Annotated in this window: 23 protein-coding genes and 1 pseudogene; 14 read left to right on the top strand and 10 right to left on the bottom strand. The window is 63.8% G+C overall.

Annotated elements, in window-relative coordinates; all coding sequences use genetic code 11:
- The first annotated feature begins 61 nt into the window (after nt 1-61).
- Nucleotides 62-412 carry a hypothetical protein gene (locus IVB47_RS18570; RefSeq protein ID WP_247404020.1) on the top strand — a complete coding sequence of 117 codons (351 nt, stop codon included), beginning with the start codon at nt 62-64 and terminating at the stop codon, nt 410-412.
- Here IVB47_RS18570 and IVB47_RS18575 read toward each other — a convergent pair.
- From IVB47_RS18575 to IVB47_RS18585, 3 genes are all read right to left on the bottom strand, one after another.
- Entirely contained in the window at nt 409-885 is a 477-nt protein-coding gene (locus tag IVB47_RS18575) for a YbaK/EbsC family protein (protein ID WP_247404018.1), read from the bottom strand. The genes IVB47_RS18570 and IVB47_RS18575 overlap by 4 nt on opposite strands.
- Nucleotides 886-926: 41 nt before the next feature.
- The gene (locus tag IVB47_RS18580; protein ID WP_247404015.1) at nt 927-1,658 is read right to left on the bottom strand and encodes a haloacid dehalogenase type II; all 732 of its coding nucleotides are present in this window, start codon (nt 1,656-1,658) and stop codon (nt 927-929) included.
- Between the two features lie 92 nt (nt 1,659-1,750).
- The gene (locus IVB47_RS18585) at nt 1,751-2,758 is read right to left on the bottom strand and encodes an NAD(P)-dependent alcohol dehydrogenase (protein WP_247463057.1); all 1,008 of its coding nucleotides are present in this window, start codon (nt 2,756-2,758) and stop codon (nt 1,751-1,753) included.
- A gap of 84 nt (nt 2,759-2,842) precedes the next feature.
- On the opposite strand from IVB47_RS18585, the pseudogene IVB47_RS18590 reads away from it, so the two are divergent.
- A pseudogene (locus IVB47_RS18590) lies at nt 2,843-3,181 on the top strand (MerR family transcriptional regulator).
- 24 nt (nt 3,182-3,205) lie between these two features.
- On the opposite strand, the gene IVB47_RS18595 reads toward IVB47_RS18590, so the two are convergent.
- On the bottom strand, nt 3,206-3,628 hold the full coding sequence (locus IVB47_RS18595) for a helix-turn-helix domain-containing protein (RefSeq protein ID WP_247463059.1): 423 nt from the start codon (nt 3,626-3,628) through the stop codon (nt 3,206-3,208).
- 84 nt (nt 3,629-3,712) lie between these two features.
- Between IVB47_RS18595 and IVB47_RS18600 the strand changes: the two genes are divergently transcribed.
- A complete protein-coding gene (locus IVB47_RS18600; protein ID WP_247404007.1) occupies nt 3,713-4,447 on the top strand; it encodes an SDR family oxidoreductase in 735 nt (244 codons plus the stop codon).
- A 51-nt stretch (nt 4,448-4,498) separates the two neighbouring features.
- On the opposite strand, the gene IVB47_RS18605 is transcribed toward IVB47_RS18600, so the two are convergent.
- Nucleotides 4,499-5,383 (bottom strand): amidohydrolase family protein, encoded by an 885-nt coding sequence (locus IVB47_RS18605; protein ID WP_027565452.1) that lies wholly within the window; start codon nt 5,381-5,383, stop codon nt 4,499-4,501.
- A gap of 351 nt (nt 5,384-5,734) precedes the next feature.
- Here IVB47_RS18605 and ykgO point away from each other — a divergent pair, with 351 nt between their 5' ends.
- From ykgO to IVB47_RS18620, 3 genes are all read left to right on the top strand, one after another.
- Entirely contained in the window at nt 5,735-5,860 is a 126-nt protein-coding gene (gene ykgO, locus IVB47_RS18610; RefSeq protein ID WP_006611362.1) for a type B 50S ribosomal protein L36, read from the top strand.
- A gap of 107 nt (nt 5,861-5,967) precedes the next feature.
- Nucleotides 5,968-6,609, top strand: coding sequence for a tetratricopeptide repeat protein (locus tag IVB47_RS18615; protein WP_007596972.1), 642 nt, complete (start codon nt 5,968-5,970; stop codon nt 6,607-6,609).
- A 123-nt stretch (nt 6,610-6,732) separates the two neighbouring features.
- The gene (locus IVB47_RS18620) at nt 6,733-6,993 is read left to right on the top strand and encodes a hypothetical protein (protein WP_247463061.1); all 261 of its coding nucleotides are present in this window, start codon (nt 6,733-6,735) and stop codon (nt 6,991-6,993) included.
- A gap of 12 nt (nt 6,994-7,005) precedes the next feature.
- Here IVB47_RS18620 and IVB47_RS18625 read toward each other — a convergent pair whose 3' ends face one another.
- The gene (locus IVB47_RS18625) at nt 7,006-7,188 is read right to left on the bottom strand and encodes a hypothetical protein (RefSeq protein WP_007596968.1); all 183 of its coding nucleotides are present in this window, start codon (nt 7,186-7,188) and stop codon (nt 7,006-7,008) included.
- Between the two features lie 325 nt (nt 7,189-7,513).
- Here IVB47_RS18625 and IVB47_RS18630 point away from each other — a divergent pair, with 325 nt between their 5' ends.
- Entirely contained in the window at nt 7,514-8,470 is a 957-nt protein-coding gene (locus IVB47_RS18630; protein ID WP_247463063.1) for an alpha/beta hydrolase, read from the top strand.
- Between the two features lie 113 nt (nt 8,471-8,583).
- Here IVB47_RS18630 and cycA read toward each other — a convergent pair whose 3' ends face one another.
- Complete coding sequence (cycA, locus tag IVB47_RS18635) at nt 8,584-8,979, bottom strand: cytochrome c-550 CycA (protein WP_247357923.1); 396 nt, start codon at nt 8,977-8,979, stop codon at nt 8,584-8,586.
- Between the two features lie 272 nt (nt 8,980-9,251).
- Between cycA and IVB47_RS18640 the strand changes: the two genes are divergently transcribed.
- The 5 genes from IVB47_RS18640 to IVB47_RS18660 all read left to right on the top strand — a co-directional run bounded on the left by IVB47_RS18640 (nt 9,252) and on the right by IVB47_RS18660 (nt 15,274).
- Complete coding sequence (locus tag IVB47_RS18640; protein ID WP_085350117.1) at nt 9,252-10,745, top strand: FAD-linked oxidase C-terminal domain-containing protein; 1,494 nt, start codon at nt 9,252-9,254, stop codon at nt 10,743-10,745.
- A gap of 63 nt (nt 10,746-10,808) precedes the next feature.
- On the top strand, nt 10,809-12,044 hold the full coding sequence (locus IVB47_RS18645; RefSeq protein ID WP_247463065.1) for an FAD-binding protein: 1,236 nt from the start codon (nt 10,809-10,811) through the stop codon (nt 12,042-12,044).
- On the top strand, nt 12,045-13,367 hold the full coding sequence (glcF, locus tag IVB47_RS18650; RefSeq protein ID WP_247403996.1) for a glycolate oxidase subunit GlcF: 1,323 nt from the start codon (nt 12,045-12,047) through the stop codon (nt 13,365-13,367).
- A gap of 100 nt (nt 13,368-13,467) precedes the next feature.
- Complete coding sequence (locus IVB47_RS18655) at nt 13,468-13,854, top strand: hypothetical protein (protein WP_027565445.1); 387 nt, start codon at nt 13,468-13,470, stop codon at nt 13,852-13,854.
- A 415-nt stretch (nt 13,855-14,269) separates the two neighbouring features.
- Nucleotides 14,270-15,274, top strand: coding sequence for a TorF family putative porin (locus IVB47_RS18660; protein ID WP_247284644.1), 1,005 nt, complete (start codon nt 14,270-14,272; stop codon nt 15,272-15,274).
- A gap of 237 nt (nt 15,275-15,511) precedes the next feature.
- Here IVB47_RS18660 and IVB47_RS18665 read toward each other — a convergent pair whose 3' ends face one another.
- Nucleotides 15,512-17,275 (bottom strand): ABC transporter ATP-binding protein/permease, encoded by a 1,764-nt coding sequence (locus IVB47_RS18665; RefSeq protein ID WP_247463067.1) that lies wholly within the window; start codon nt 17,273-17,275, stop codon nt 15,512-15,514.
- Nucleotides 17,276-17,589: 314 nt separating this feature from the next.
- Between IVB47_RS18665 and IVB47_RS18670 the strand changes: the two genes are divergently transcribed.
- Together IVB47_RS18670 and IVB47_RS18675 are read left to right on the top strand one after the other, a co-directional pair.
- On the top strand, nt 17,590-19,254 hold the full coding sequence (locus IVB47_RS18670) for an L-lactate permease (RefSeq protein WP_027565443.1): 1,665 nt from the start codon (nt 17,590-17,592) through the stop codon (nt 19,252-19,254).
- A 137-nt stretch (nt 19,255-19,391) separates the two neighbouring features.
- On the top strand, nt 19,392-19,790 hold the full coding sequence (locus IVB47_RS18675; protein WP_007614988.1) for an META domain-containing protein: 399 nt from the start codon (nt 19,392-19,394) through the stop codon (nt 19,788-19,790).
- A 127-nt stretch (nt 19,791-19,917) separates the two neighbouring features.
- Here the strand turns inward: IVB47_RS18675 and IVB47_RS18680 are convergent, their stop codons facing one another.
- Nucleotides 19,918-21,129, bottom strand: coding sequence for a hypothetical protein (locus IVB47_RS18680; protein ID WP_027565441.1), 1,212 nt, complete (start codon nt 21,127-21,129; stop codon nt 19,918-19,920).
- Between the two features lie 201 nt (nt 21,130-21,330).
- The coding region (locus IVB47_RS18685) for a TCP-1/cpn60 chaperonin family protein (RefSeq protein ID WP_276576874.1) at nt 21,331-21,842 on the bottom strand (512 nt) is incomplete at its 5' end.

The raw sequence follows: 21,842 nt of genomic DNA on the forward strand, positions 1-21,842 counted from the left end.
CAGAACCTCTCCGCGTCTCATTGATTGAAGAGAATTCGAGAGACTCGCGAAGGAATCGGACATGCGAACAGAGCGGATTGCGCTGGGTGTGGCGCTTGCGATCGGCGGCATCGTCGCGCAGGGCACCGCATCCGCTGAAGAGTATCGCGGAACCATGGAGCAGCAGATGGCCTGCACGCCGGATGTGTGGCGGCTGTGCAGCGACCAGATCCCTGATGTGAGCCGCATTACGGCCTGCTTGCGGCAGAACACGCCCCAGCTCTCCAGCGGTTGTCGCGCGGTGTTCCAGTCCAACAACCAGATGCCGCCGCAGCAGCAGGTTCCGGGCAATCGCGCCGCGCCGGCGCCACGATATAACAATGCGCCACCGCCTCCGGCGACCCAGCCCCGGCCTTACGACGAGGATGATTAGGGCGCTTCGGACCTGACTTCGCAGACATCGACCCATTCCGCCCCGGTCAGCTCGGCCATCCGCTCCGGCGTGATGCGCACCGCGCTATGGGTCGAGCCAGCGGCCGGCACCACCACGTCGAACGCTTTCAGCGAGACGTCGCAATAGACCGGCAGCGGCGCCCTCAGTCCGAACGGGCAGACGCCGCCGACCTCGTGGCCGGTGACCTCCGCGACCTCTTCCAGCCCCAGCATCTTCGGCTTGCCGCCGAACGCGGCCTTCACCTTCTTGTTGTCCATGCGCGAGGTGCCGGCCGCGACGATCAGGATCACGCGCTCGCCGATCCGCAACGACAGCGTCTTGGCGATCATTCCGGGTTCGACGCCATAGGCTTCGGCGGCCAGCGCCACTGTCGCGGAGCTGATCGGGGATTCGATGACTGATATGTCGGGGGCTTTTTCAGCGAAGAAGGCGCGAACGGATTGTAGGCTCATTCAGGTCGGCTCATTCCAGACTTATGGGCGGGCGGCGATGCCTAAGCAATCCTTGGCAGCTCCGAGAGCGCCCGGACGCGATGATCGGGCGCAAAGCCGAGCTCGTCCATCTGGGTGCGGATCGCCTTGAACATCGTCAGCGGTGCCACGAGTTCGTTCTCGACGCAAGCCAGCGCCATCGCTTCGGGCGTCACCCGTTCGATCCAGGCAACGTTCAATCCGAATGCTTTCGCGCCCGCAACATCCCAGGGATTGGAGGAGACGAACAGCGCCTCGTCCGGCGCGGTGCCGAGCACCTCGCCGATCAGCTCATAGGCCTCCGGGCTCGGCTTGAAGATCTTCTTCGCGTCGATGCTGATCGTGGCGTCGAGCAGGGCGTCGAGGCCGGAGTTGCGCACGAGCGCATTCAGCATATCCGGACTGCCGTTGGAGAGGATGGCGAGTTTTCGCGGTTTCAGAGCCGTGAGCGCTGCCGTCGCATCCGCATAGAGATCGAGATGCAGATATTTCTCGATCACGCGCTCGAATGCCTCGTTCTCGTAAGCGAGCCCGAGCACGCGCAGCGTATAGGCAAGCGAGTCGCGCGTGATGGCTGCGAAGTCCTGGTAGCGCCGCATCAGCGAGCGCAACCAGGTGTATTCGAGCTGCTTGATCCGCCAGATCTGCGTGATGATCTCACCGTAGCCCGGAAACGCATCCTCGGTGGTCTCGGCGACCGACTGGATGTCGTAGAGCGTTCCGTAGGCATCGAAGACAACGGCTTTGAGGCTCAATTGACCTGTCCTCCGGGATCGTTGCGGTCCACGGACTATACAAGGCGCCCCGAAATCGGTCCAAGACGGAATCGCGACTTGGGCCCTGGTTTCTAAAGCCTGATCACGACCTTGCCGAAATGTGAGCCGGTCCGCAGGTGCGCATACGCTTCGGGTGCCTCATCGAAACCATAGATCCGATCGACGATCGGGTGGATCGCGTGTTCGGTCAGGAAGCGATTCATCGCGGCAAAGTGTTCGATCGATCCGACGGTGACACCGATGATGTCGGCATTCTCCCACTGAAGGCGCGCGAGGTCGGGCTTGGGACCGAACCCCGTCAAGACACCAATCTGGACGATCTTGCCACCCGAAGCGACCGATCGCAGCGATCGATCATAGGTGCCGGGACCGCCGAGTTCGAGGATATGACTGGCCCCGGCGCCATTCGTCGCCTTCATCAGGGCAACATCCCAGTCAGGCGTCTCGCGATAGTTGATGAGGATCGAGCCGCCCAGCGCCTTGGCGCGGGCGAGTTTTTCATCCGAGGAGGATATCACGATCGCACGCGCCCCCAGCGCCACCGCGAATTGAAGCCCGAACAGCGCGACGCCGCCTGTTCCCTGGACCAACAGCGTGTCGCCTTTGCGCATCCCGGCGCGTGCGATGAGGCCATAAGCCGTGACGCCGGCACAGGGCAGGGTCGCTGCCTCCACCGCGGACAGATGCGCCGGCACTGAGACCAGCGCGGTCGCCGGCAGCACGACATACTCAGCCAGCATTCCGTCCATCGTGTTGCCACCGAGGGATGACGGAATATAGCTGGACTTGAACGGCCCCGAGATCCAATCGCGGAAGAAAGATCCAGCGACGTGGTCTCCGAGTCGCCATTGCGCGACGTCGGCGCCGATGGCGTCAACGACACCCGCACCGTCGGAGAGTGGCACGCGGCCCTTGAGCTCGCCTTGGCCTGCACGGTCGAGGATCAGGAGGTCGCGGTAATTCAGACTTGCCGCTTCGACCCGAATGCGGACCTCGCCATTGGCGGGTTCGGGTTTGCTGATTTCGACGCGCGCAAGGCGGCCAGCACCAGCATGGCTATTCAAATGGTAGGCTTTCATCGTTGCTCCCTTCACAAGTGGCATTCACTTGGACGAGCAAAGTCTGTAGGGTCTGACAGTGCTGTCAGGGTCAAGAGGCTTCAGATGAAGATCGGCGAACTCTCCCGGCGGACGGGGGTCAGCGTCCGAATGCTGCGCTACTACTAAGGCGAAGGACTGCTCGCGCCGCTGCGGACGAACTCCGGCTATCGCGACTACGGCCAGGCCGAAGAGGAAACGGTGCGGCGCATCAAGATGCTCGGCGGCGCCGGGATGACGCTCGAAACCATCAAGCGCTTGCTCCCCTGCGTGCGGAACAACGATCCGGCTTTCACGCCGTGCAACGAGCTGCGAAAAATACTCACGCAGCAGGTCGGTCTGATCGACGAACGTATCGAGACGCTCAGGACAATTTTGGCGGGCTATCTGGCAAGCGTGAATTGATCGCACGCATCTCGACCATCACATTCACCGGCTCTTGGAATTCCAGGCCTCCCGCTCGGCGAAGACCTGGCTGACCTCCGCCATGTGCTCGGTGCCCCACGCGCAGAGCGGTACGAGAGCTTGGGCGAGGCTGTGACCCAAAAGGGTGAGGCTATAGTCCACCCGCGGCGGCACCTCCTTGTAGTCGGTCCGCTTCACGAGACCATCGGCCTCCAACTCCTTGAGCTGCTGGATCAGCACCTTGTCGCTGACGTCGCGCAAGGCTCGCCGCAGCTCGCCGTAGCGGGTCGGCCCGCCCTGGGCGAGGAAGTACAGAATCAGCGGCTTCCACTTGCCGGCGATGACCCGCAGGGTCGCGTCGAGGCCGCAAGTGAAGCCGGGCAAAGTCGGGGTGCAGCTTTGGACAGGTGGCGAAGCCTGCGCAGGTGGAGAGATCGTGTCTGACATTTTTGGGCACTTACCAAAAGGTGCATACTTGTCGATAGGTGGGTAGGCCGCCAGCTCAGTGCAACCCTAGTGAAGGAGCACATCATGAGCAGACTACAAGGCAAGTCGGCGGTGGTTACGGGCGGCGGAACCGGCATCGGATTTGGAGCGGCCAAACGGTTCATCGACGAAGGCGCGTTCGTCTATCTCTTCGGGCGGCGGCAGGAGCCGCTCGACGCCGCCGTGGCGCAGCTGGGTTCCTCGGCGCGCGCCGTCAGGGGCTCGGTGACTGATATGTCCGACCTCGACAGGTTATACGCGGCGGTGAAGGCCGAACGCGGCGGGCTCGACATCCTGTTCGCCAATGCTGGGACCGGATTGTTTGCGCCGCTCGGCGAGATCACGCCCGAGCATTACGATCAGATCTTCGACGTCAATGTGAAGGGGCTGGTGTTCACGGTGCAGAAAGCCCTGCCGCTGATGACGAAGGGGTCGTCGATCATCCTGACCGGATCGAGCACGGGGGTGATGGGGACGCCGCAGTTCAGCATCTACAGCGCGACCAAGGCTGCGATCCGGAATCTGGCGCGCAGCTGGGCGCTGGACCTGCGCGGCACCGGCATCCGCGTCAATGTGCTGTCACCGGGGCCGACCAAGACGGAGCTGGCGCTGGAGATCGTCGGCGAGGAAGCCTTCGATGCGCTCGGAAGCATGACGCCGATCGGACGCGTCGGCGACCCGAGCGAGACGGGGGCGGTTGCGGCGTTCCTGGCGTCCTCAGACAGCAGCTTCATGACCGGCGGCGAGGTTTTCGTGGATGGAGGCCTGGCACAGGTCTGAGACTTGAGCGTGAGGGCTTCGGTTACCGGATCGAAGCCCTCGACGCGCTTTCTAGATCCCCAGCAGCTTCCTTGCGTTGGCCTTCAGCACCTTCGGCCGGATCTCGTCGCGGATCTCGATCTTGGCGAAATCCGACAGCCAGCGATCCGGCGTGATCACCGGCCAGTCCGAACCGAACAGCATCTTGTCCTGCAGGATCGAGTTGATGTAGCGGACCAGGATCGGCGGGAAATATTTCGGCGACCAGCCCGAGAGGTCGATGTAGACGTTGGGCTTGTGGGTCGCGACCGACAGCGCTTCTTCCTGCCAGGGGAAGGAGGGATGGGCGAGGATGATCTTGAGGTCGGGGAAATCAGCCGCGACGTCGTCCATGTACATCGGGTTGGAATATTTCAGCCGCATCCCCATGCCGCCGGGCATGCCCGAGCCGACGCCGGTCTGGCCGGTGTGGAACAGCGCGATCGCGCCGCCATTGTTGATCTCTTCATAGAGCGGATAGGCCATGCGGTCGTTGGCGTAGAAGCCCTGCATGGTCGGGTGGAATTTGAAGCCGCGCACCCCGTATTCCTCGATCAGCTTGCGCGCCTCGCGCACACCGAGCTTGCCCTTGTGCGGGTCGATCGAGACGAAGGGGATGAGAACGTCGAGATGGTCGGAGGCGATCTCCAGCATCTCCTCATTCTTGTAGCGGCGGAAGCCGGTTTCGCGCTCGGCGTCGACCGGGAAGATCACCGCGGCGATGTTCTTGGAGCGGTAGTAGGCGGCGGTCTCCGGCACGGTCGGCGGATGCTTGTGCGGCGACTTGAAATAATCCGCCATCTGCGCCTGAAAGTCGTCATAGCCGTCGTCGGGATGGGTGCCGCAAGGCTCTTCGGCGTGGGTATGGATGTCGATGGCGACGACGTCGTCGATGTTCGGCAGCTTCAGCTTCGGCATGGGTTTCCTCCCGACGGGTTGCCGAATTGATTATATGATATAACGAACTTGGCAAGACATTGTGGGACAAGACATTGTGGGACAAGGCATTGTGGGACGAGGCGTTGTAGGACAGGCGTCGTCCGCGCCAAATTGGGCCGATCCGGCCGCTTCTACTTTGCATGGGGTTGTTTTCCAGAATTTGGTGGGTGGGATCGGGGCAGTTAACATTGACATCCGGTCCTCCCATGCCTTAAGAACCGCCCCGTCCCGGGCGGTCGGTCCGCCAGCGGGAAAATCTCATTTTGCCTCATTCGCGCGTGCCGAAACGGTAGTGCCGAACACGGCCTTTCGAACGTTCAGGATTCTGCCATGAAGGTCCGTAACTCGCTGAAATCGCTGCGCGGTCGCCATCGCGCCAACCGCCTGGTCCGCCGCAAGGGCCGGGTCTATGTGATCAACAAGGTGCAGCGCCGCTTCAAGGCTCGCCAGGGCTGATTTCGCCCTGCCGGACGCCCGCGCGCGCCCCGCAAGACCACGGTCTCACACGAGTTTGACGCCGCCCCTGCTTTGCAAGGGCGGCTCTGCGCGTTTAGACTTCGACCATGGCAGTGAGATTCTTCGTCGCGCGCACCCTGTGTCTGGCTCTCGTACTGGGAGCCGCCGGACTCGCTCCGGCGCTGGCACAGCAGATTGATCCACCGACTCCGCCCGGCAAGCAGAAGAAACTTCCGGAAGCGCCGGCCAAGCTGCCCAAGGTCGATCGCACCAAGAATCTCGATTTCCTGTTCGGCGCACTGAAAGCTGCGCCCGACGAAGCCAGCGCCAAGCATGTCGAGGCGCGGATCTGGGCGATCTGGATCCAGACCCCGAGCGACACCGCGGCGCTGCTGATGGCGCGGGCCAAGACCGCGGTCGACGCAAAGAAGATCGAGGTTGCGATCAAGCTGCTGGATTCGGTCGTCAAGCTCAGGCCCGACTACATCGAGGCCTGGAATCGTCGCGCGACGCTCTACTACATGCAGAACGATTACGGCCGCTCGCTCGCCGATATTCGCGAGGTGTTGATCCGCGAGCCCCGCCATTTCGGCGCGCTCGCAGGCCTCGGCATGATCATGCAGGAGGTCGGCGACGAAAAACGCGCACTCGAGGCCTACCGCAAAGCGCTCGCCGTCAATCCGCACCTCGAGAAGATCCCCGACCAGGTCAAGGCGCTGACCGAGAAGGTCGAAGGCCGCGATATTTAGCGGACAAGTCGATCATTGCTCGAGCGAATGCGGCGTAAGCCGATTAACCACGATGACACGCGCCGCGTTACGAGGGTTTGGGTTGCCCCGCCGCAGGCCTACCTTCATGGCGGGAGCACAGCCATGAAGCGTTTGATCTTTGTAGGTATATTGCTGCTGGCGCCGGGCACGGTGAGCCTCGCCGACGGACTGTTCTGGGTGGTCGGCAATCGCGCCACCGGAAAATGCAACATCGTGACCAGCAATCCCGTGATCATCGGCGATGTCTGGTTCGGTGACGGTCCCTACAAATCGAAGGCCGACGCCAAGCTTGCCCGTTCGACCATCCGCGCCTGTCCCGCACCCACGCCTGACGAGGAAAAGGACGAGGACAGCACGAACTAGGTCGACAGCAACCTAGTGCAAAACGCTGCCTTCGCGCTCGGCGAGGCCGCGATCGACCGCTGCGGCGTAAGCCTTTGCAAGCTCCGTCTCGAGGTGCTCGTTGATCAGCAGCAGCGCGCGCACGGCACCGCGCAGGTCGCCGTGGCAGCTTGCCACGATCTCGTCGATCGCAGTATCTTTGGACCTCAGGCTCATCGAAATTCTCCGGTTCAAATCAGGATAAATCCTGCCGGTCTTTCCCGCATCCCCGAGGGTTGCGAGCACGATCGGCGCCCACCCGCGTCTAAATGGCGGAACCGACCGTGGCGATTATAAGGAAGCCGCGATGACGACGGCATGAAGCTTTTCGAAGCCTGCGTACTCCGGGGAGCGGCATTGATTTGATTGCGTTTTTCCCGCTTGAATTATGCACATATCCACAGCCCCGGAATTTCAAGTGGAGCGTGGGGGCTCCCCGGGCGAAACTGCCGCCCGCAAGCCACGTAACTGCCCTGTGCCCTGGATCGCCCGGATTCCATCCATGATCGTGATGTCAGTCGTGACCGCGCTGCTTGTGCTGGCGCTGGTCACGCAGGCCGGCGTCCTCGCCGTGCAGCGCGCGTTTCCACCGCAGGGCCGAATGATCGAGGTCGATGGTGCCGTGCTTCACCTCGTCGATATCGGCCCGCGCGATTCGGGCCTGCCGGTCGTGATGCTGCACGGCGCGAGCTCCAACCTCGAAGCGATGCGGCGGCCGCTCGGCGATCTCCTCGCCAGGAACCACCGCGTCATCCTGATCGACCGTCCCGGCCACGGCTGGAGCACGCGGGCGCGGCGGCAGGATTCGACCCCGGAGATCCAGGCGCGGATGATCGATGAGGCGCTCGGCAAGCTCGGGATCGATCGCGCGGTCTTCGTGGTGCATTCCTGGAGCGGCGCGCTCGGCGCGCAGTTGGCGCTCGATCATCCCGGCCGCGTCGCGGGCCTTGTGATGCTCGCGCCCGTCACACATCCCTGGCGCGGCGGTGTCGGCCGCTACAACGAGATCATCGCAACGCCCGTGATCGGCCCGCTGCTCGCCTACACCATAACCCTGCCGCTGGGCTATTTCCTGAGCGAGCCCGGCGCGCGCAATGTCTTCCTGCCGCAAATGATGCCGGATGGTTTCGTGCAGGACTCCGCGACGCCGCTGCTGCTGCGCCCGCGCGAGTTCATCGCCAATGCGTATGATCTGGTGACGCTGAAGGAAGCGGTCGCCGCGCAGGTCGCGCGCTACGGCGAGATATCGGCGCCGGTCACGATCATCGCCGGCGAGCCCGACAAGACAGTGAAGACCGACATTCACGCGCGCCCATTCGCCGCCACCGTGCAGAACGCCAAGCTGATCGTGCTGCCCGATCTCGGCCACATGGTGCAGAACGCGGTGCCCGATCTCGTGAAGACCGAGATCGAGACGCTGATCGGGAAAATCGTCCCGGCGCAGGCGGCCGCCGATTAGAGCGTTTTCGAGCGAAGTGGATGCCGGTTTGCGTGAAGAAAACGCGTCAAAACAAGAAGCTGGAGCTTCGGTTCAGAACCGAAGCTCCAGCCCAGCGACCGCCTGTCGTGCGCTTACTGCTTGATCTTCCCGTCCTTGTCGAACTGCGACACGTAGGCCCAGAGATTGTTGATCTCGTTTTCGTTCTTGATGCCGGCGAAAGCCATCTTGGTGCCGGGGATCTTGGCCTTGGGGTCCTTGATGTATTCCTTGAACACGGCCTCGTTCCAGGTGATGCCGGAATTCTTGTTGGCGTCGGAGTAATTGTAGTCCGGCGCGGTGCCGGACTTGCGGCCGTCGAGGCCGTTGAGCTCGGGGCCGACCTTGTTCTTGGCGCCTTCGCCGATCGCGTGACAGGCCAGGCATTTGTTGAACGAAGATTTGCCGGCCGCGACGTCCTGCGCCATCGCGCTGGGTGCGGTGGCAATCGCGGTGAGGATGGTCAATGCGCCAAAAATCAGTTTTGTCATCGGGTGCTCTTCGTTTCTTCCCTGGGGCTGGTCAGTTGCATGCCTGATCGGCAATGGTCGGACCTGCCGGTTTTGGCAGGCCTGCTCAGATTGGACAAGCCGCCAAACCATGGCAGGTTTCACGATTTCCTACTTGTCCCAGAGCGAACTCGCGCAAGATCGTCGATCTGACTTTCGGATGGCCTACCCAAACCACCGCGGACGTGGTTGATTTACCGCGACAAATCGATCGTGCGGCCTCGGCCGGAACGATATGCCATGAAGGAAATGCTATGGCCATCATGATGCCCGCGAGTGACCAGGCCGTGCTCGCGCGCCGCGCCGAAATCGTGGCTGCATTGCGCGCAATCGTACCGGGCGAAGGCGTGATCGATAGCGCCGCCGAGATGCGAGCCTATGAATCCGACGGATTGACGGCCTATCGGCAGCCGCCGATGGTCGTGGTGCTGCCCGACACGACCGAGCAGGTTTCGCTGGTCCTGAAATATTGTGCAGGGCAGGGCATCAAGGTGGTCCCGCGTGGCTCCGGCACCTCGCTGTCCGGCGGCGCGCTGCCACTGGAAGACGGCGTGCTCCTGGGCCTCGGCAAGTTCAAGCGCATCCGCGAGATCGATTTCGACAACCGCGCCGTCGTCACCGAGCCCGGCGTCACCAACCTCGCGATCAGCCAGGCCGTCGCTCATGCCGGGTTTTACTACGCGCCGGATCCGTCCTCGCAGATCGCCTGCTCGATCGGCGGCAATGTCGCGGAGAATTCCGGCGGCGTGCACTGCCTGAAATACGGCATGACCACCAACAACGTGCTCGGCTGCGAGATCGTGCTGATGAGCGGGGAGATCCTGCGCATCGGCGGCAAATCGGCGGAGAACTCCGGCTACGACCTGATGGGCGTCATCACCGGCTCGGAGGGCCTGCTCGGTGTCATCACCGAGATCACGGTGCGCATCCTGCAAAAGCCGGAGACGGCGCGCGCGCTGATGGTCGGATTCGCGCAAGTCGAGGCGGCCGGCGAATGCGTGGCGCGCATCATCGGCGCCGGCATCATTCCCGGCGGCATGGAGATGATGGACAAGCCCGCGATCCACGCCGCGGAAGCCTTCGTCCACGCCGGCTATCCGCTCGATGTCGAGGCCCTCCTCATCATCGAGCTCGACGGTCCCAAGATCGAGGTCGACGAGCTGATCACGCGGGTCGAGACAATTGCGAACGCTTGCGGCTCGACCACCTGCCAGATCTCGACCTCGGAGGCTGAGCGCAATCTGTTCTGGGCCGGCCGGAAAGCCGCGTTCCCCGCCGTCGGCCGCATCTCGCCGGACTATCTCTGCATGGACGGCACCATCCCACGCGGTGCGCTGCCGAAAGCGCTGGCGCGCATCCGCGAGCTATCGGAAAAATACCAGCTCGGTTGCGCCAACGTGTTCCATGCCGGCGACGGCAACCTGCATCCGCTGATCCTCTATGACGCCAACAAGCCCGGCGAGATCGAGCGCGCCGAAGCCTTCGGCGCCGACATCCTGCGCGCCTGCGTCGAGTTCGGCGGCGTGCTCACCGGCGAACACGGCGTCGGCATCGAGAAGCGCGATCTGATGCCTGAGATGTTCAGTGAGATCGACCTCAACCAGCAGCAGCGCCTGAAATGCGCCTTCGATGCGCAAGGCCTGCTCAATCCCGGAAAGGTGTTTCCGACCCTGCACCGATGCGCCGAGCTCGGCCGCATGCATGTCCACGCCGGGAAGCTGGCATTCCCGGACATTCCGCGGTTCTAGAGTCGCCTCGCTGCAACGCGCCAAATTTGATTTTCGCTGCAAACTTCGTTACCCGCTACAGGCGTGGATACGCTCAAGGTCAGAGACGCCAAAGACGTCGAAGAGGTGGTGCGCGCGGCGATTGCCAATGAGCAGCCGCTCGAGATCATCGGCCATGGCTCCAAGCGCGGCATCGGCCATGCGATGGCGACCAACGCGGTGCTCGACGTTTCCGCGCTGAATGCCATCACCGCCTACGAGCCCAACGAACTCATTGTCACGCTGCAGGCCGGGGCGCCGCTGGCCGACGTGCTGTCGCTGATCGATGCCAAGAACCAGCAATTCGCCTTCGAGCCGATGAACACCGCGCCGCTGCTCGGCACGCCCGCGCTCGGCACCATTGGGGGCATGATTGCGTCTGGCCTGGCCGGTCCGCGCCGGATCAAGGCGGGCGGGGCGCGCGACCATCTGCTCGGGGCGCATGCCGTCTCCGGTTTCGGCGATAGCTTCAAGACCGGCGGCAAGGTGGTGAAGAACGTCACCGGCTACGACCTCTGCAAGCTTCTCGCCGGTTCCTGGGGCACGCTGTCGGTCATGACCGAGGTCACGCTGAAGGTGATGCCGAAGCCGGAGGCCGAGCGGACGCTGTTGCTGCGCGGCCTCGACGATGCCGCGGCCAACAAGGCGATGACGGCGGCGCTCGGCTCGCCCTTCGACGTCTCGGGGGCCGCGCATCTGCCGACATCGGCGTTCCGGACCAAGATCGAAGGTCTCGGCGCTATCGCAGGCCAAAGCGAGGCGCTGACCGTGCTGCGGCTTGAGGGCATTACCGCCTCGACCGCCCACCGTGCCGGCTCGCTGCGCGAATTGCTGGCGCCGTTCGGAACCGCAACGCTCGTCGAGGACACGGTGTCAGCGGCGCTATGGACCACGATCCGCGACGTCCTGCCGTTCGCGGCTGACGGCACGTTGGGGGCTTGGCCGGTTTGGCGGATCGTCTGTCCGCCCGCGTCGGGCGCGGCGCTCGGGACGCTGCTGGCGCGCGAGACCGGCGGCGACGTGATCTACGATTGGGGTGGTGGACTGATCTGGGCGGCGTTGCCACCGAAGCCGGACGCGCATGCCACGGCCGTGCGCGAACGTGTGAATGCGGCCGGCGGGCACGCCACGCTGATCCGGGCGGCCGAGGACATCAGGCGCGCGATCGATGTATTCCACCCGCAGGCCCCTGGCCTTGCCGCGTTGAGCGAGCGGGTCCGCGCCAGTTTCGATCCGAAGACCATCCTCAACCGGGGCCGGCTGACGCGGGACGCTTGCTGAATGAAGACCGAATTCTCACTCGCGCAGCTCGCCGATCCCGACATCGCGGAAGCCGACAAGATCCTGCGCGCCTGCGTCCATTGCGGCTTCTGCACCGCAACCTGTCCGACTTATGTGCTGCTTGGCGACGAGCTCGATAGCCCGCGCGGCCGCATCTATCTGATCAAGGAGATGCTGGAGAAGGACCAGACGCCGACGGCCGAAGTGGTCAAACATGTCGACCGCTGCTTGTCGTGCCTGGCCTGCATGACGACCTGCCCCTCGGGGGTGAATTATATGCATCTGGTCGATCAGGCCCGGGTCAGGATCGAGCAGCGTTACGAGCGGCCGCTCGCCGAGCGGCTGCTGCGCCGGGTGCTGGCCTTCGTCCTGCCGCACCCGCAGCGTTTCCGCGCCAGCATGTGGCTGGCGCGGCTCGCCCGCCCGCTGGCCGCGTTCCTGCCGACGCCCCGGCCGTCGGCGACACCCGGCCTGATCCTGCGCCTCAAGGCGATGCTGGCGCTGGCGCCGGACCGGCTGCCGCCACCGGGGCCCGCCGCCGGCAGTGTGTTCGCGGCACTCGGCAAGAAGCGCGGCCGGGTCGCGCTGCTCCAGGGCTGCGCCCAGCAGGTGCTGGCCCCGCGCATCAACCAGGCCGCCATCAGTCTCCTCACGCGCCACGGCATCGAGGTCGTCCTCGTCAGGGACGAGCAGTGCTGCGGCGCGCTGACCCATCACCTCGGCAACGACCAGGACGCATTGGGGCGGGCTCGCGCCAATGTCGCGGCGTGGCGCGCGGAAGCGGCCGGCGAGGGGCTCGACGCCATCCTGGTGACGGCGTCAGGCTGCGGCACCGTGATCAAGGACTACGGCTATCTTCTGCGCGAGGACGCTGCGTTTGCCGCCGATGCGGCGAAGGTCTCCGCGCTCGCCAAGGACATAACTGAATACGTCGCCGGCCTTGGACTCGTGGCCACCGCGCGACAGGACAACATCGTCGTCGCCTATCACTCTGCGTGTTCGTTGCAGCACGGACAGAAAATCACGGGCCTTCCGAAAGAATTGCTTTCCAATAATGGATTCGTGGTGAAAGATGTGCCGGAGAGCCATTTGTGTTGCGGTTCGGCGGGGACCTACAACATTCTCCAGCCCGAGCTTGCGGGCCGGTTGCGTGATCGCAAGGTCGCCAACATCGCGAGCGTCAAGCCGGACATGATTGCCGCAGGCAATATCGGCTGCATGGTGCAGATTGCCAGTGGCACGTCAGTTCCGGTCGTACACACGATTGAGCTTCTCGATTGGGCTACGGGCGGGTCGCGGCCGGCATTGAACGCGCAAGACTGAGCTTTCGAAGACTGAGCTTTCGAGGGCTGAGCTTTCGTCCGGAGGTGACGGCTGAAGACGCCCGGATCGACCATTGTTCGGCGGCAACAGGAGGACCACGATGGCGAAAGCGAAGAAGAAAAAAAGCAAGAAGGCCAAAAAAGCCAAGAAGGCGGTAGCGGCGAAGAAGACCTCAAAGAAGGCAGCCAAGAAGTCCGCGAAGAAGTCTGCCAAGAAAGCCACAAAGAAATCTGCCAAGAAGGCCGCGCCGAAGAAGGCCGCCAAGAAGTCGGCCAAGAAAGCCGCTAAGAAGGCTGCCCCTAAGAAGGCTGCCCCTAAGAAGGCCGCCAAGAAGGCTGCGAAAAAAGCGGCGCCGAAGAAGGCGAAGGCAGCTCCCGCGCCGAAGCCGTCAACGCCGGCAGCTCCGGCTCCCGAGCCCGCCGCCGAGACAAGCTGGGCGATGCCTTCGTCTTCTGCGGAAACGACGCCGGCCGAAGGACAAGGTTAGGCCCAAAGTTAGGCCCAAGATTAGGCCAAAGGCTGGATCCAATCCGACGACCATGATCGACGACAGGAAGGCCGCAGCGGTGATGCTGCGGCCTTTTTGCATCGGCGTGACGGCGTGTTTGTCCTGGAGCAGCCTGATTCGTGGCGCGGCCAGCACGGTACCGCCGGGCCCGTACTAACCCGGGCCTGCCAGTGCACTTTGCAATGCAAATAATGTGGTCGAGAAGACACACAGGCTGACAACCTTTCGTGGAATCGTCAGAACGCCCAAAAAGTCGGCAGATGCCCGCGTTTTTTGCTTCTCGGTTTACGCCGCTCCATCCAGATTGCCGCAGTTACGAAATTTGCAATCAGGTCGTGCGTTCCGGGGCTTCCGGGATCCGGCTGGGGTCTTAGAACTGGTGATGGGGATCGAAATGAAAAAAGTGGCTTTGTTGGCAACGGCGCTGGCAATGGTGACGGGCTCGGCTTTCGCGGCAGACATGCGAGTGAAGGCACTGAAGGCCCCGCCGGTGGTCGCGTTTGACCCTTGGGATATCGCCTTCGGCGGCGCCATCATGAGCGACTACATCTTCCGCGGCGTCACGCAGTCGAACCACAAGCCGTCGGTCGCGGCCTATTTCGAGCCGCGCTACAACATCAACAAGGACCTCCAGCTCTACGTCGGCGTGTCCGCCGAGAGCATCTCCTTCGCCAATCGTGCCGCTGCTGAAGTCGACATCTACGGCGGTATCCGCCCGACCTTCGGCGCCTTCGCGTTCGACATCGGCGTCTGGGGCTACCTGTATCCGGGCGGCAGCTGCGCCGACAACGTGCTCACCGGCGGCATTCCCGGCGGCAACGTCTGCGGCGTCAGCACGACCACGATCTTCCTCGCCGACGGCAACGTCATGAAGAAGGACGTCAGCTTCGTCGAAGTCTACGGCAAGGTGAACTACACCATCAACGACAGCTTCACGGTCGGCGCGACCGAGTACTACTCGCCGAACTTCCTGAACTCGGGTGCCTGGGGCAACTACGCTTCGTTGACCGCCAAGTACACGGCGCCCAGCACGGCCTTCGGTCCCTCCGGCATGGGCATGTATGTGTCGGGTGAGTTCGGCCGGCAGTGGTTCGGTACTTCGGACGCCTTCTACGGCACCGGCGTCGGCACCGTTTTCGCCAACGGCATCCCCTACAAGGACTACAACACCTGGAACATCGGCATCGGCTTCACCTACAAGGTGTTCACGCTGGACCTGCGTTACTCCGACACCGACCTGAACAAGGGTGATTGCAACGCCTTCACCAGCGCCTTCAACGCCACCGGCACCACCAACGTCACCGCGATCAATCCGGGCGGCGCTGGCTCCAACTGGTGCGGCGCGGCCGGCATTGCCAAGCTGTCGTTCGACCTGACGGCGATGAGCAACCTGAAGTAAGCTTCTTCCCGAAGCGACTTGATGAGGGCGGCAGGGCAAACCTGCCGCCCTTTTGCTTTTGGGCGGAGTCCGGGGCACCTGCATGGTTCGAGACGTCCGCCTCCTGCGGGCTCCTCACCATGAGGGGGCACGGATTTCACCGCGAGGACAGACCTCATCCTGAGGGCCCGCCAAAGGCGGGCGTGTCGAAGAATGGCCGCAACGAAGGGCCATAGCCTCAGGGTTGGTCGGACCGTCTCAGCGTGCCGCGCTCGGCTCCTTCTCGACCGACACGGCACCGTCACCGAGGACGTGGATCGCGCCGTGCTTCACCATCGTCACCTTGCGGGTATGGAAGGCTTCCAGCGTCGAGCGGTGGCCGATCGAGACGAGGGTGGCCTGTGGTAGCTTCTCCGCCAGCAACCGGTACAGGCGGGCCTCGGATGGCTCGTCGAGCGAGGCCGTGGCCTCGTCCAGGAACAGATAGTCCGGCGCATGCAGCAGCGCGCGGGCGAGCCCGAGGCGCTGCTGCTCGCCGAGCGACAGCATCCGGTTCCAATGACCGTCCTCCTCAAGCCGCTCGGCGAGGTCGGGCAACCCGACTGCGATCAGCGCATCCCTGACGCGTGAGGTTTCGAATGCGCCCGGCGCGGCCGGGTAGACCACCGCGTCGCGCAGCACGCCGACCGGGAAATATGGGCGCTGGGGCAGCATCATCAGCTTCGCCTTTTCCGGCACGAAGATGCTGCCGGTGCCGAACGGCCAGATGCCGGCGATGGCCCGGAACAGCGTCGACTTGCCGGAGCCCGACGGTCCGGTCACCAGCACGCGCTCCGGCGTCTGGACGGAGAAGGCGTCGGCGGCGACAAGCGGCGTGCCGCTCGGCAGGTTCACGCAGAGCTGTTCGAGAGAGATATTGCGATTGCCGCCGGAGGCCTTGAGGGCAATCGCAGGCTCGTGCGGCGGCAGGTGCGCGGCCGCGTCGACCGACATCTCGAAGCCGTCGAGGCGGGCGACGATCGAGCGCCATTCCGCCAGCGATCGGTACGCCGTGACGAAGAATGACAATGCGCCCTGTACGCTGGAGAAGGCGGACGCGGTTTGCATCATGTCGCCAAGCTGGATCTTCTTGGCGAAGAAGGCCGGCGCCACCAGCACGTAGGGAAAGATCACGGCGGCCTGCTGATAGCTCGCGGTGAACGCGGTGAGGCGCTTGGTGCGGCTCATGATGGCGTACCAATTGCCGATCACGAAGCCGAAGCGCTCCAGCAGCCGGCCGCGCTCGGCGCCTTCGCCCTTGAGCAGCGCGATCTGCTCGGAATTTTCGCGGACCCGGACGAGATTGAAGCGGAAGTCGGCTTCATAGCGCTGCTGCTCGAAATTGAGATTGACCAGCGGGGCGCCGATCCAGTGCGTCAGCGCCGTGCCGAAGATCGCGTAGACCAGCGCGCCCCAGCACAGATAGCCGGGGATCATGAGATCGGCGCCGAACAGGTGCAACGGCGCGGCGTTGGAAAGCCCCCAAAGGATGATCACGAACGAGAACAGCGTCACGATCGACGAGAGCAGGCCGAGACCGATGGTCAGGGTCTGCTCGACGAAATTCTTGACGTCCTCGGTGATGCGCTGGTCCGGGTTGTCGGCCGCATCGCCCTTGAGCTGCATGCGGTAGTGGGTGGCGCCTTGCAGCCATTCGCCCAGATAGTGCCGGGTCAGCCATTGCCGCCAGCGGATCTGAAGCCACTGGTTCAGATACAGCTTGTAGACGGCCAGCGCGATGAAGGCGGAGGCGAGGCCGATGAAGATCCAGATCTCCCTGACGAAACTATCCCAGTCACTTGCCTGCAGTGAGCTGTAGAACCGGTTCTGCCATTGATTGACCAGGACGTCGATCGCGACCAGCGCCAGCTCCATCGCGATGACAGCGGCGAGCAGGCCGCGGCCGGCCCATTTGTCCTCCGACCGGAAATACGGGGCGGCGATTCGCCAGACGATCGCGAGCGTGGCGCTGATGTTCTTCACAGAGCTCTGTCTCCTGAGGGGATGTGCACAACTGCCCGGGGCCAAAGACTTGGGACGATGGCGAAAATCGGCGCGCTTAGACTAAAGTCGCAAGTCCTGCAATTTGCGTTGGCTTGTCGCAGCTTGCAACCCTAGCATGGGGCGCATCGGCGCGGGGTGGGGGCCTTCGGGATTTCGCGAGCTTGTGAGCGGACGGGAACCGCTGCATTCGCGAGGAATTCGCGTCCAGCTCGGGGGTTATCGCTTCCAGCGTCAAGCAGGATCGGCTGTCCACGCGGGCCGCCTGCAGCACACATGCGTGGGGGAGGAAGATCATGTGGAATCAAGTTTATGACCCGTTGCACAGCCCTGTGCTGTCGACGATCGCGGCGGCAGTCCCTGTCGTCACATTGCTGGTCCTGATCGCGAGCGGCCGCGTCCAGGCTCATATCGCGGCGGTCATCGCCGTGATCGTGGCCAATTTGATCACGATCTTCGTCTTCACCATGCCGGCCAACATGTCGATCCGCGCTTCGGTGCTGGGCATCGTCACCGGTTTCTTTCCGATCGGCTGGATCGTTCTCAACGTCATCTTCCTTTACCAGGTGACGGTGACCACTGGACGCTTCGAATTGCTCAAGCGCGCGGTCGGCGGCGTCACCGAGGACCGGCGGCTGCAATTGCTGCTGATCGCGTTCTCGTTCGGCGCCTTCTTCGAGGGTGCTTCGGGCTTCGGCACGCCGGTCGCGATCACCGGTGCCGTCCTGATCGGCCTCGGCTTCTCGCCGCTCGCGGCCTCCGGCCTGTCGCTGATCGCCAACACAGCACCGGTCGCCTTTGGCGCGCTGGGTACGCCGATCCAGGGCCTCGCTTCGGTCACCGGGCTCGATCCCTACATCCTCGGCGCGATGGTCGGACGGCAGTTGCCGATCTTCTCGCTGATCGTGCCGTTCTGGGTGGTGTGGGCGTTCGCGGGCTGGAAGGGCATGAAGGACGTCTGGCCAGCGATTCTCGTCACCGGCGTGTCGTTCGCAGTCCCGCAATTCGTGATCTCGAACTTCGTCAACCCCTGGATCGTCGACATCGGTGCGTCGCTGATCTCGATGGGCGCGCTGATCCTGTTCCTGAAGGTGTGGCAGCCCAGGCAGCTCTGGCTGTCGCCGGCGCTGCGCAGCCGTGATGAATCGACCTCCACCATGGCGGCCGCAAAACCGCTCGACAAGACGCCGCTCACGCAGAGCGAGATGTTCAGCGCGCTGCTGCCTTGGATCATCGTCTGTATCGTGATGCTGATCTGGGGCAACGGTGCCTTCAAGACCTGGGCGAACTCGATCTTCACCTGGAACTACCCCGTTCCCGAGCTGCATCAGATGATCAACAAGATGCCGCCGGTCGCACCAGGGCCGACGAAAGAGAGTGCGGTGTTCGGCTTCACCTATCTCTCGTTCACCGGCACAGGCATGCTGATTGCCGCGATCATCTCCGGCTTCCTGATGGGCGTCGGACCCGGCAAGCTCGTGATTCAGTACGGCCGCACCATCCGGCTGTGCGCGATCTCGCTGATCACGATCTCGGCGATGCTCGCGATCGGCACGCTGACGCGGCTCTCCGGCGTGGACGCGACGCTCGGCCTCGCCTTTGCTGCAACCGGCGTGCTCTATCCCTTCTTCGGCACGCTGCTCGGCTGGTTGGGCGTGGCGCTGACGGGATCGGATACCGCCTCCAACGTGCTGTTCGGAAATCTTCAGAAGATCACCTCCGAGCAGCTTGGCCTGTCGCCGATCCTGATGGCCGCGGCGAACTCGTCCGGCGGCGTGATGGGCAAGATGATCGACGCCCAGTCGATCGTGGTCGCGTCCACTGCGACGAATTGGTACGGGCACGAAGGCACGATCCTGCGCTTCGTGTTCTGGCACTCGATCGTGCTGGCCTCGTTGGTCGGCGTGTTCGTGACGTTGCAGGCCTATGTCTGGCCGTTCACGGCGATGGTGCTGAAGTAGCAGGTCACAATTCGCTTCGAAGCAAATCCCCGCGGATTCGTCCCCGCGGGGATTTTTGCGTCGCGTATGCGCGAACCTTCTCAACGGCGCCGCCGTCTTATAGAAGGTGCCGCAAATCAGGTCGGTCGAGAGGTTTCATGGTTTCGTTCAGGCAGACGGTGTGTGCGGCGGTTGCAATGCTCGCGATGTCCACGCTCGCGCGTGCGGAGGACGGTTTTCCGTTCGGCACCGAGATGACGCTGGAGGCGCTGCCGCAGCCGGGCTCGAAGCGGATTCCGAACATCGAGATCGGCGACAATGGCGAGGTCGTGCTGGAGCTCTGGTGCAAGGGCGGCAAGGGCCAGTTCTCGGTCGCCGGCAACACCGTGATCTTCGTCCCCGGCCAGATCCAGGACCGCTCCTGCCCGCCCGCAAGGGCCCAGGCCGACGACGATCTCGTTGCAGCGCTGGGCAGCGTCGAGACCTGGAAGCGCCAGGGCGACGTGCTGACGCTCGTCGGCCCCAAGCCGCTGCGCTTTCGGGTCAACGGAAATTAGCCACCGCTGTCATTCCCCGCGAAAGCGGGGAATCCAGTACGCCGCGGCCTATCGATTCAACCACGGCCGTCTCGGAGTACTGGATCGCCCGCCTTCGCGGGCGATGACTGACAGGGGGTGTCTGCGTCTACTTCCACACCGACTTGTCGGCGTCCCATCGCTGGCCCTTCAGCTCCTTGGCGAGCGCCTCGACCGAACCGTTGTCGTCGGGCTGATCGCCTTCCTCGTCGGCCGTCGCTTCGTCTGAGAGATTGAGCTTGGCGCCGCTGCTCTCGTCGGTGGTCGTGGTCGCTGGACTCCCGACCCAGAGCATGAGCTTGTCGGTCGTGCCCGGCTTGTCGGGCGAGACGAGACCCGCAACCTCGATCGTGTCGGTGAGCTCGAGCGCGGGAAAGTCCTGGTTCGGCCGCTTGAACACCAGCTTGAGCTTGCCGGTCGCCGGGTTGAAGCTTTGCGAGACCGGCTTTGCCGCGAGCGTCCTGCTCAGCACGCCAGCCACCGCGGCCGCGAGCTTGTCGCGGTTGATCTTGTCGCCCTCGCGCCAGTCGGCGGCGGCAATGCGGATGGTGCGGTCCATCTCGGTCATGCCCGCGGTCCAGCCCGCGGCGGTGACGCCGGGCGTCGCCTTGAATTTTGCCAGCAGCGCACCGGCGCGCTCCGGATCGACCGACATGTTGATGGTCTGCTCGCCCGCGCGCAACGCGTCGCAGCCGACGGTGAGGCTCGCCAGCGTCACCTCGACGTCCTGGCCCTTCAGGCTCTTCAGGAACTCGGTCGCGGCATCCAGCTTGACCTTGACCGCGATCGCTTCCGGCGAGACGTCGGTGAAATCCTTCGGCTGCGGCGTGATACCGTCGTCGGAGGTCTGGTTGTCGAGGAATTCCTTCTCGCTGAGATCGGAATTGTCGGGCGAGGTGACCTCGGTCACGGCCTGGCCAATGCTGATCTGGCCGCGGAATTCGAACGTGTCTCCGGCCTGTTTGCGCAGCAGCTTGACGGTGACCGGCGCCTTCGCGCCGAGGCTCTGCGTCGTACCCGTCAGGTTCTGGCCCGCGACCTGGAGATTGACGACGAAGCGGTCCTTGCGGTCGGAATTCTTCGCGACGGGATAGCAGACGTCGAGCACGGCTGCGGTGACGGTCTTGCCCTGGCGTGTCTCCTTCAGGATCACGTCGGCATTGCCATCCATCAGCCCGTCGATCGAGGTGAAATAGCGCGTCTCGACGCCGCCGGGCGCCGTGGCCTTCGGCGCCAGCTTCATCTGGGCGGATGCGACCTCAGGCGAACCTGCAAGCAGAGCCGCCAGAACGGCCGTGGAGCAAAACACAAGCGCGCGCATCGACGAAATCCCCGGGGCAATGGGGCATGATCCGGAAAGTGTGAAGCGGTTTTCCGTTGAGATCAGGCCCAAACAATTCGAATCGGGCGTCACCGTAGTGGGTTTTGGCCGCCGGTTGAATTGGAAAGCACGGGCCATGATTGCCAAAAAAGAAGGCCGCCCGGAGGCGGCCTTCGCAACACTGTGGGCTAAGGATCGGTCTTAGAAGCCGCCCATGCCGCCACCGGCCGGCATGCCGGGCGCGGCGTCCTTCTTCGGCGACTCGGCGACCATGGCCTCGGTGGTCACCAGCAGGCCGGCGATCGAGGCGGCGTCCTGGAGCGCGGTGCGCACCACCTTGGCGGGGTCGATGATGCCCTTCTCGACCATGTCGACATACTCCTCGGTCTGGGCGTCGAAGCCGAAGGTCTCGGACTTGTTCTCCAGGATCTTGCCGACGACGATCGAGCCTTCCACGCCCGCGTTCTCGGAGATCTGGCGGATCGGGGCTTCCAGCGCCTTCAGCACGATGTTGATGCCGGCCTGGACGTCGGCATTGGCGTTGGTGAGACGGCCAACCGCCTTCTTGGCGCGGAGCAGCGCGACGCCGCCGCCGGGAACGATGCCCTCCTGCACCGCGGCGCGGGTGGCGTTGAGCGCGTCCTCGACGCGGTCCTTCTTCTCCTTGACCTCGATCTCGGTGGCACCGCCGACGCGGATCACCGCGACGCCGC

Origin of the sequence: Bradyrhizobium sp. 62 (assembly GCF_023073035.1) — a bacterium.
Lineage (GTDB): Bacteria > Pseudomonadota > Alphaproteobacteria > Rhizobiales > Xanthobacteraceae > Bradyrhizobium.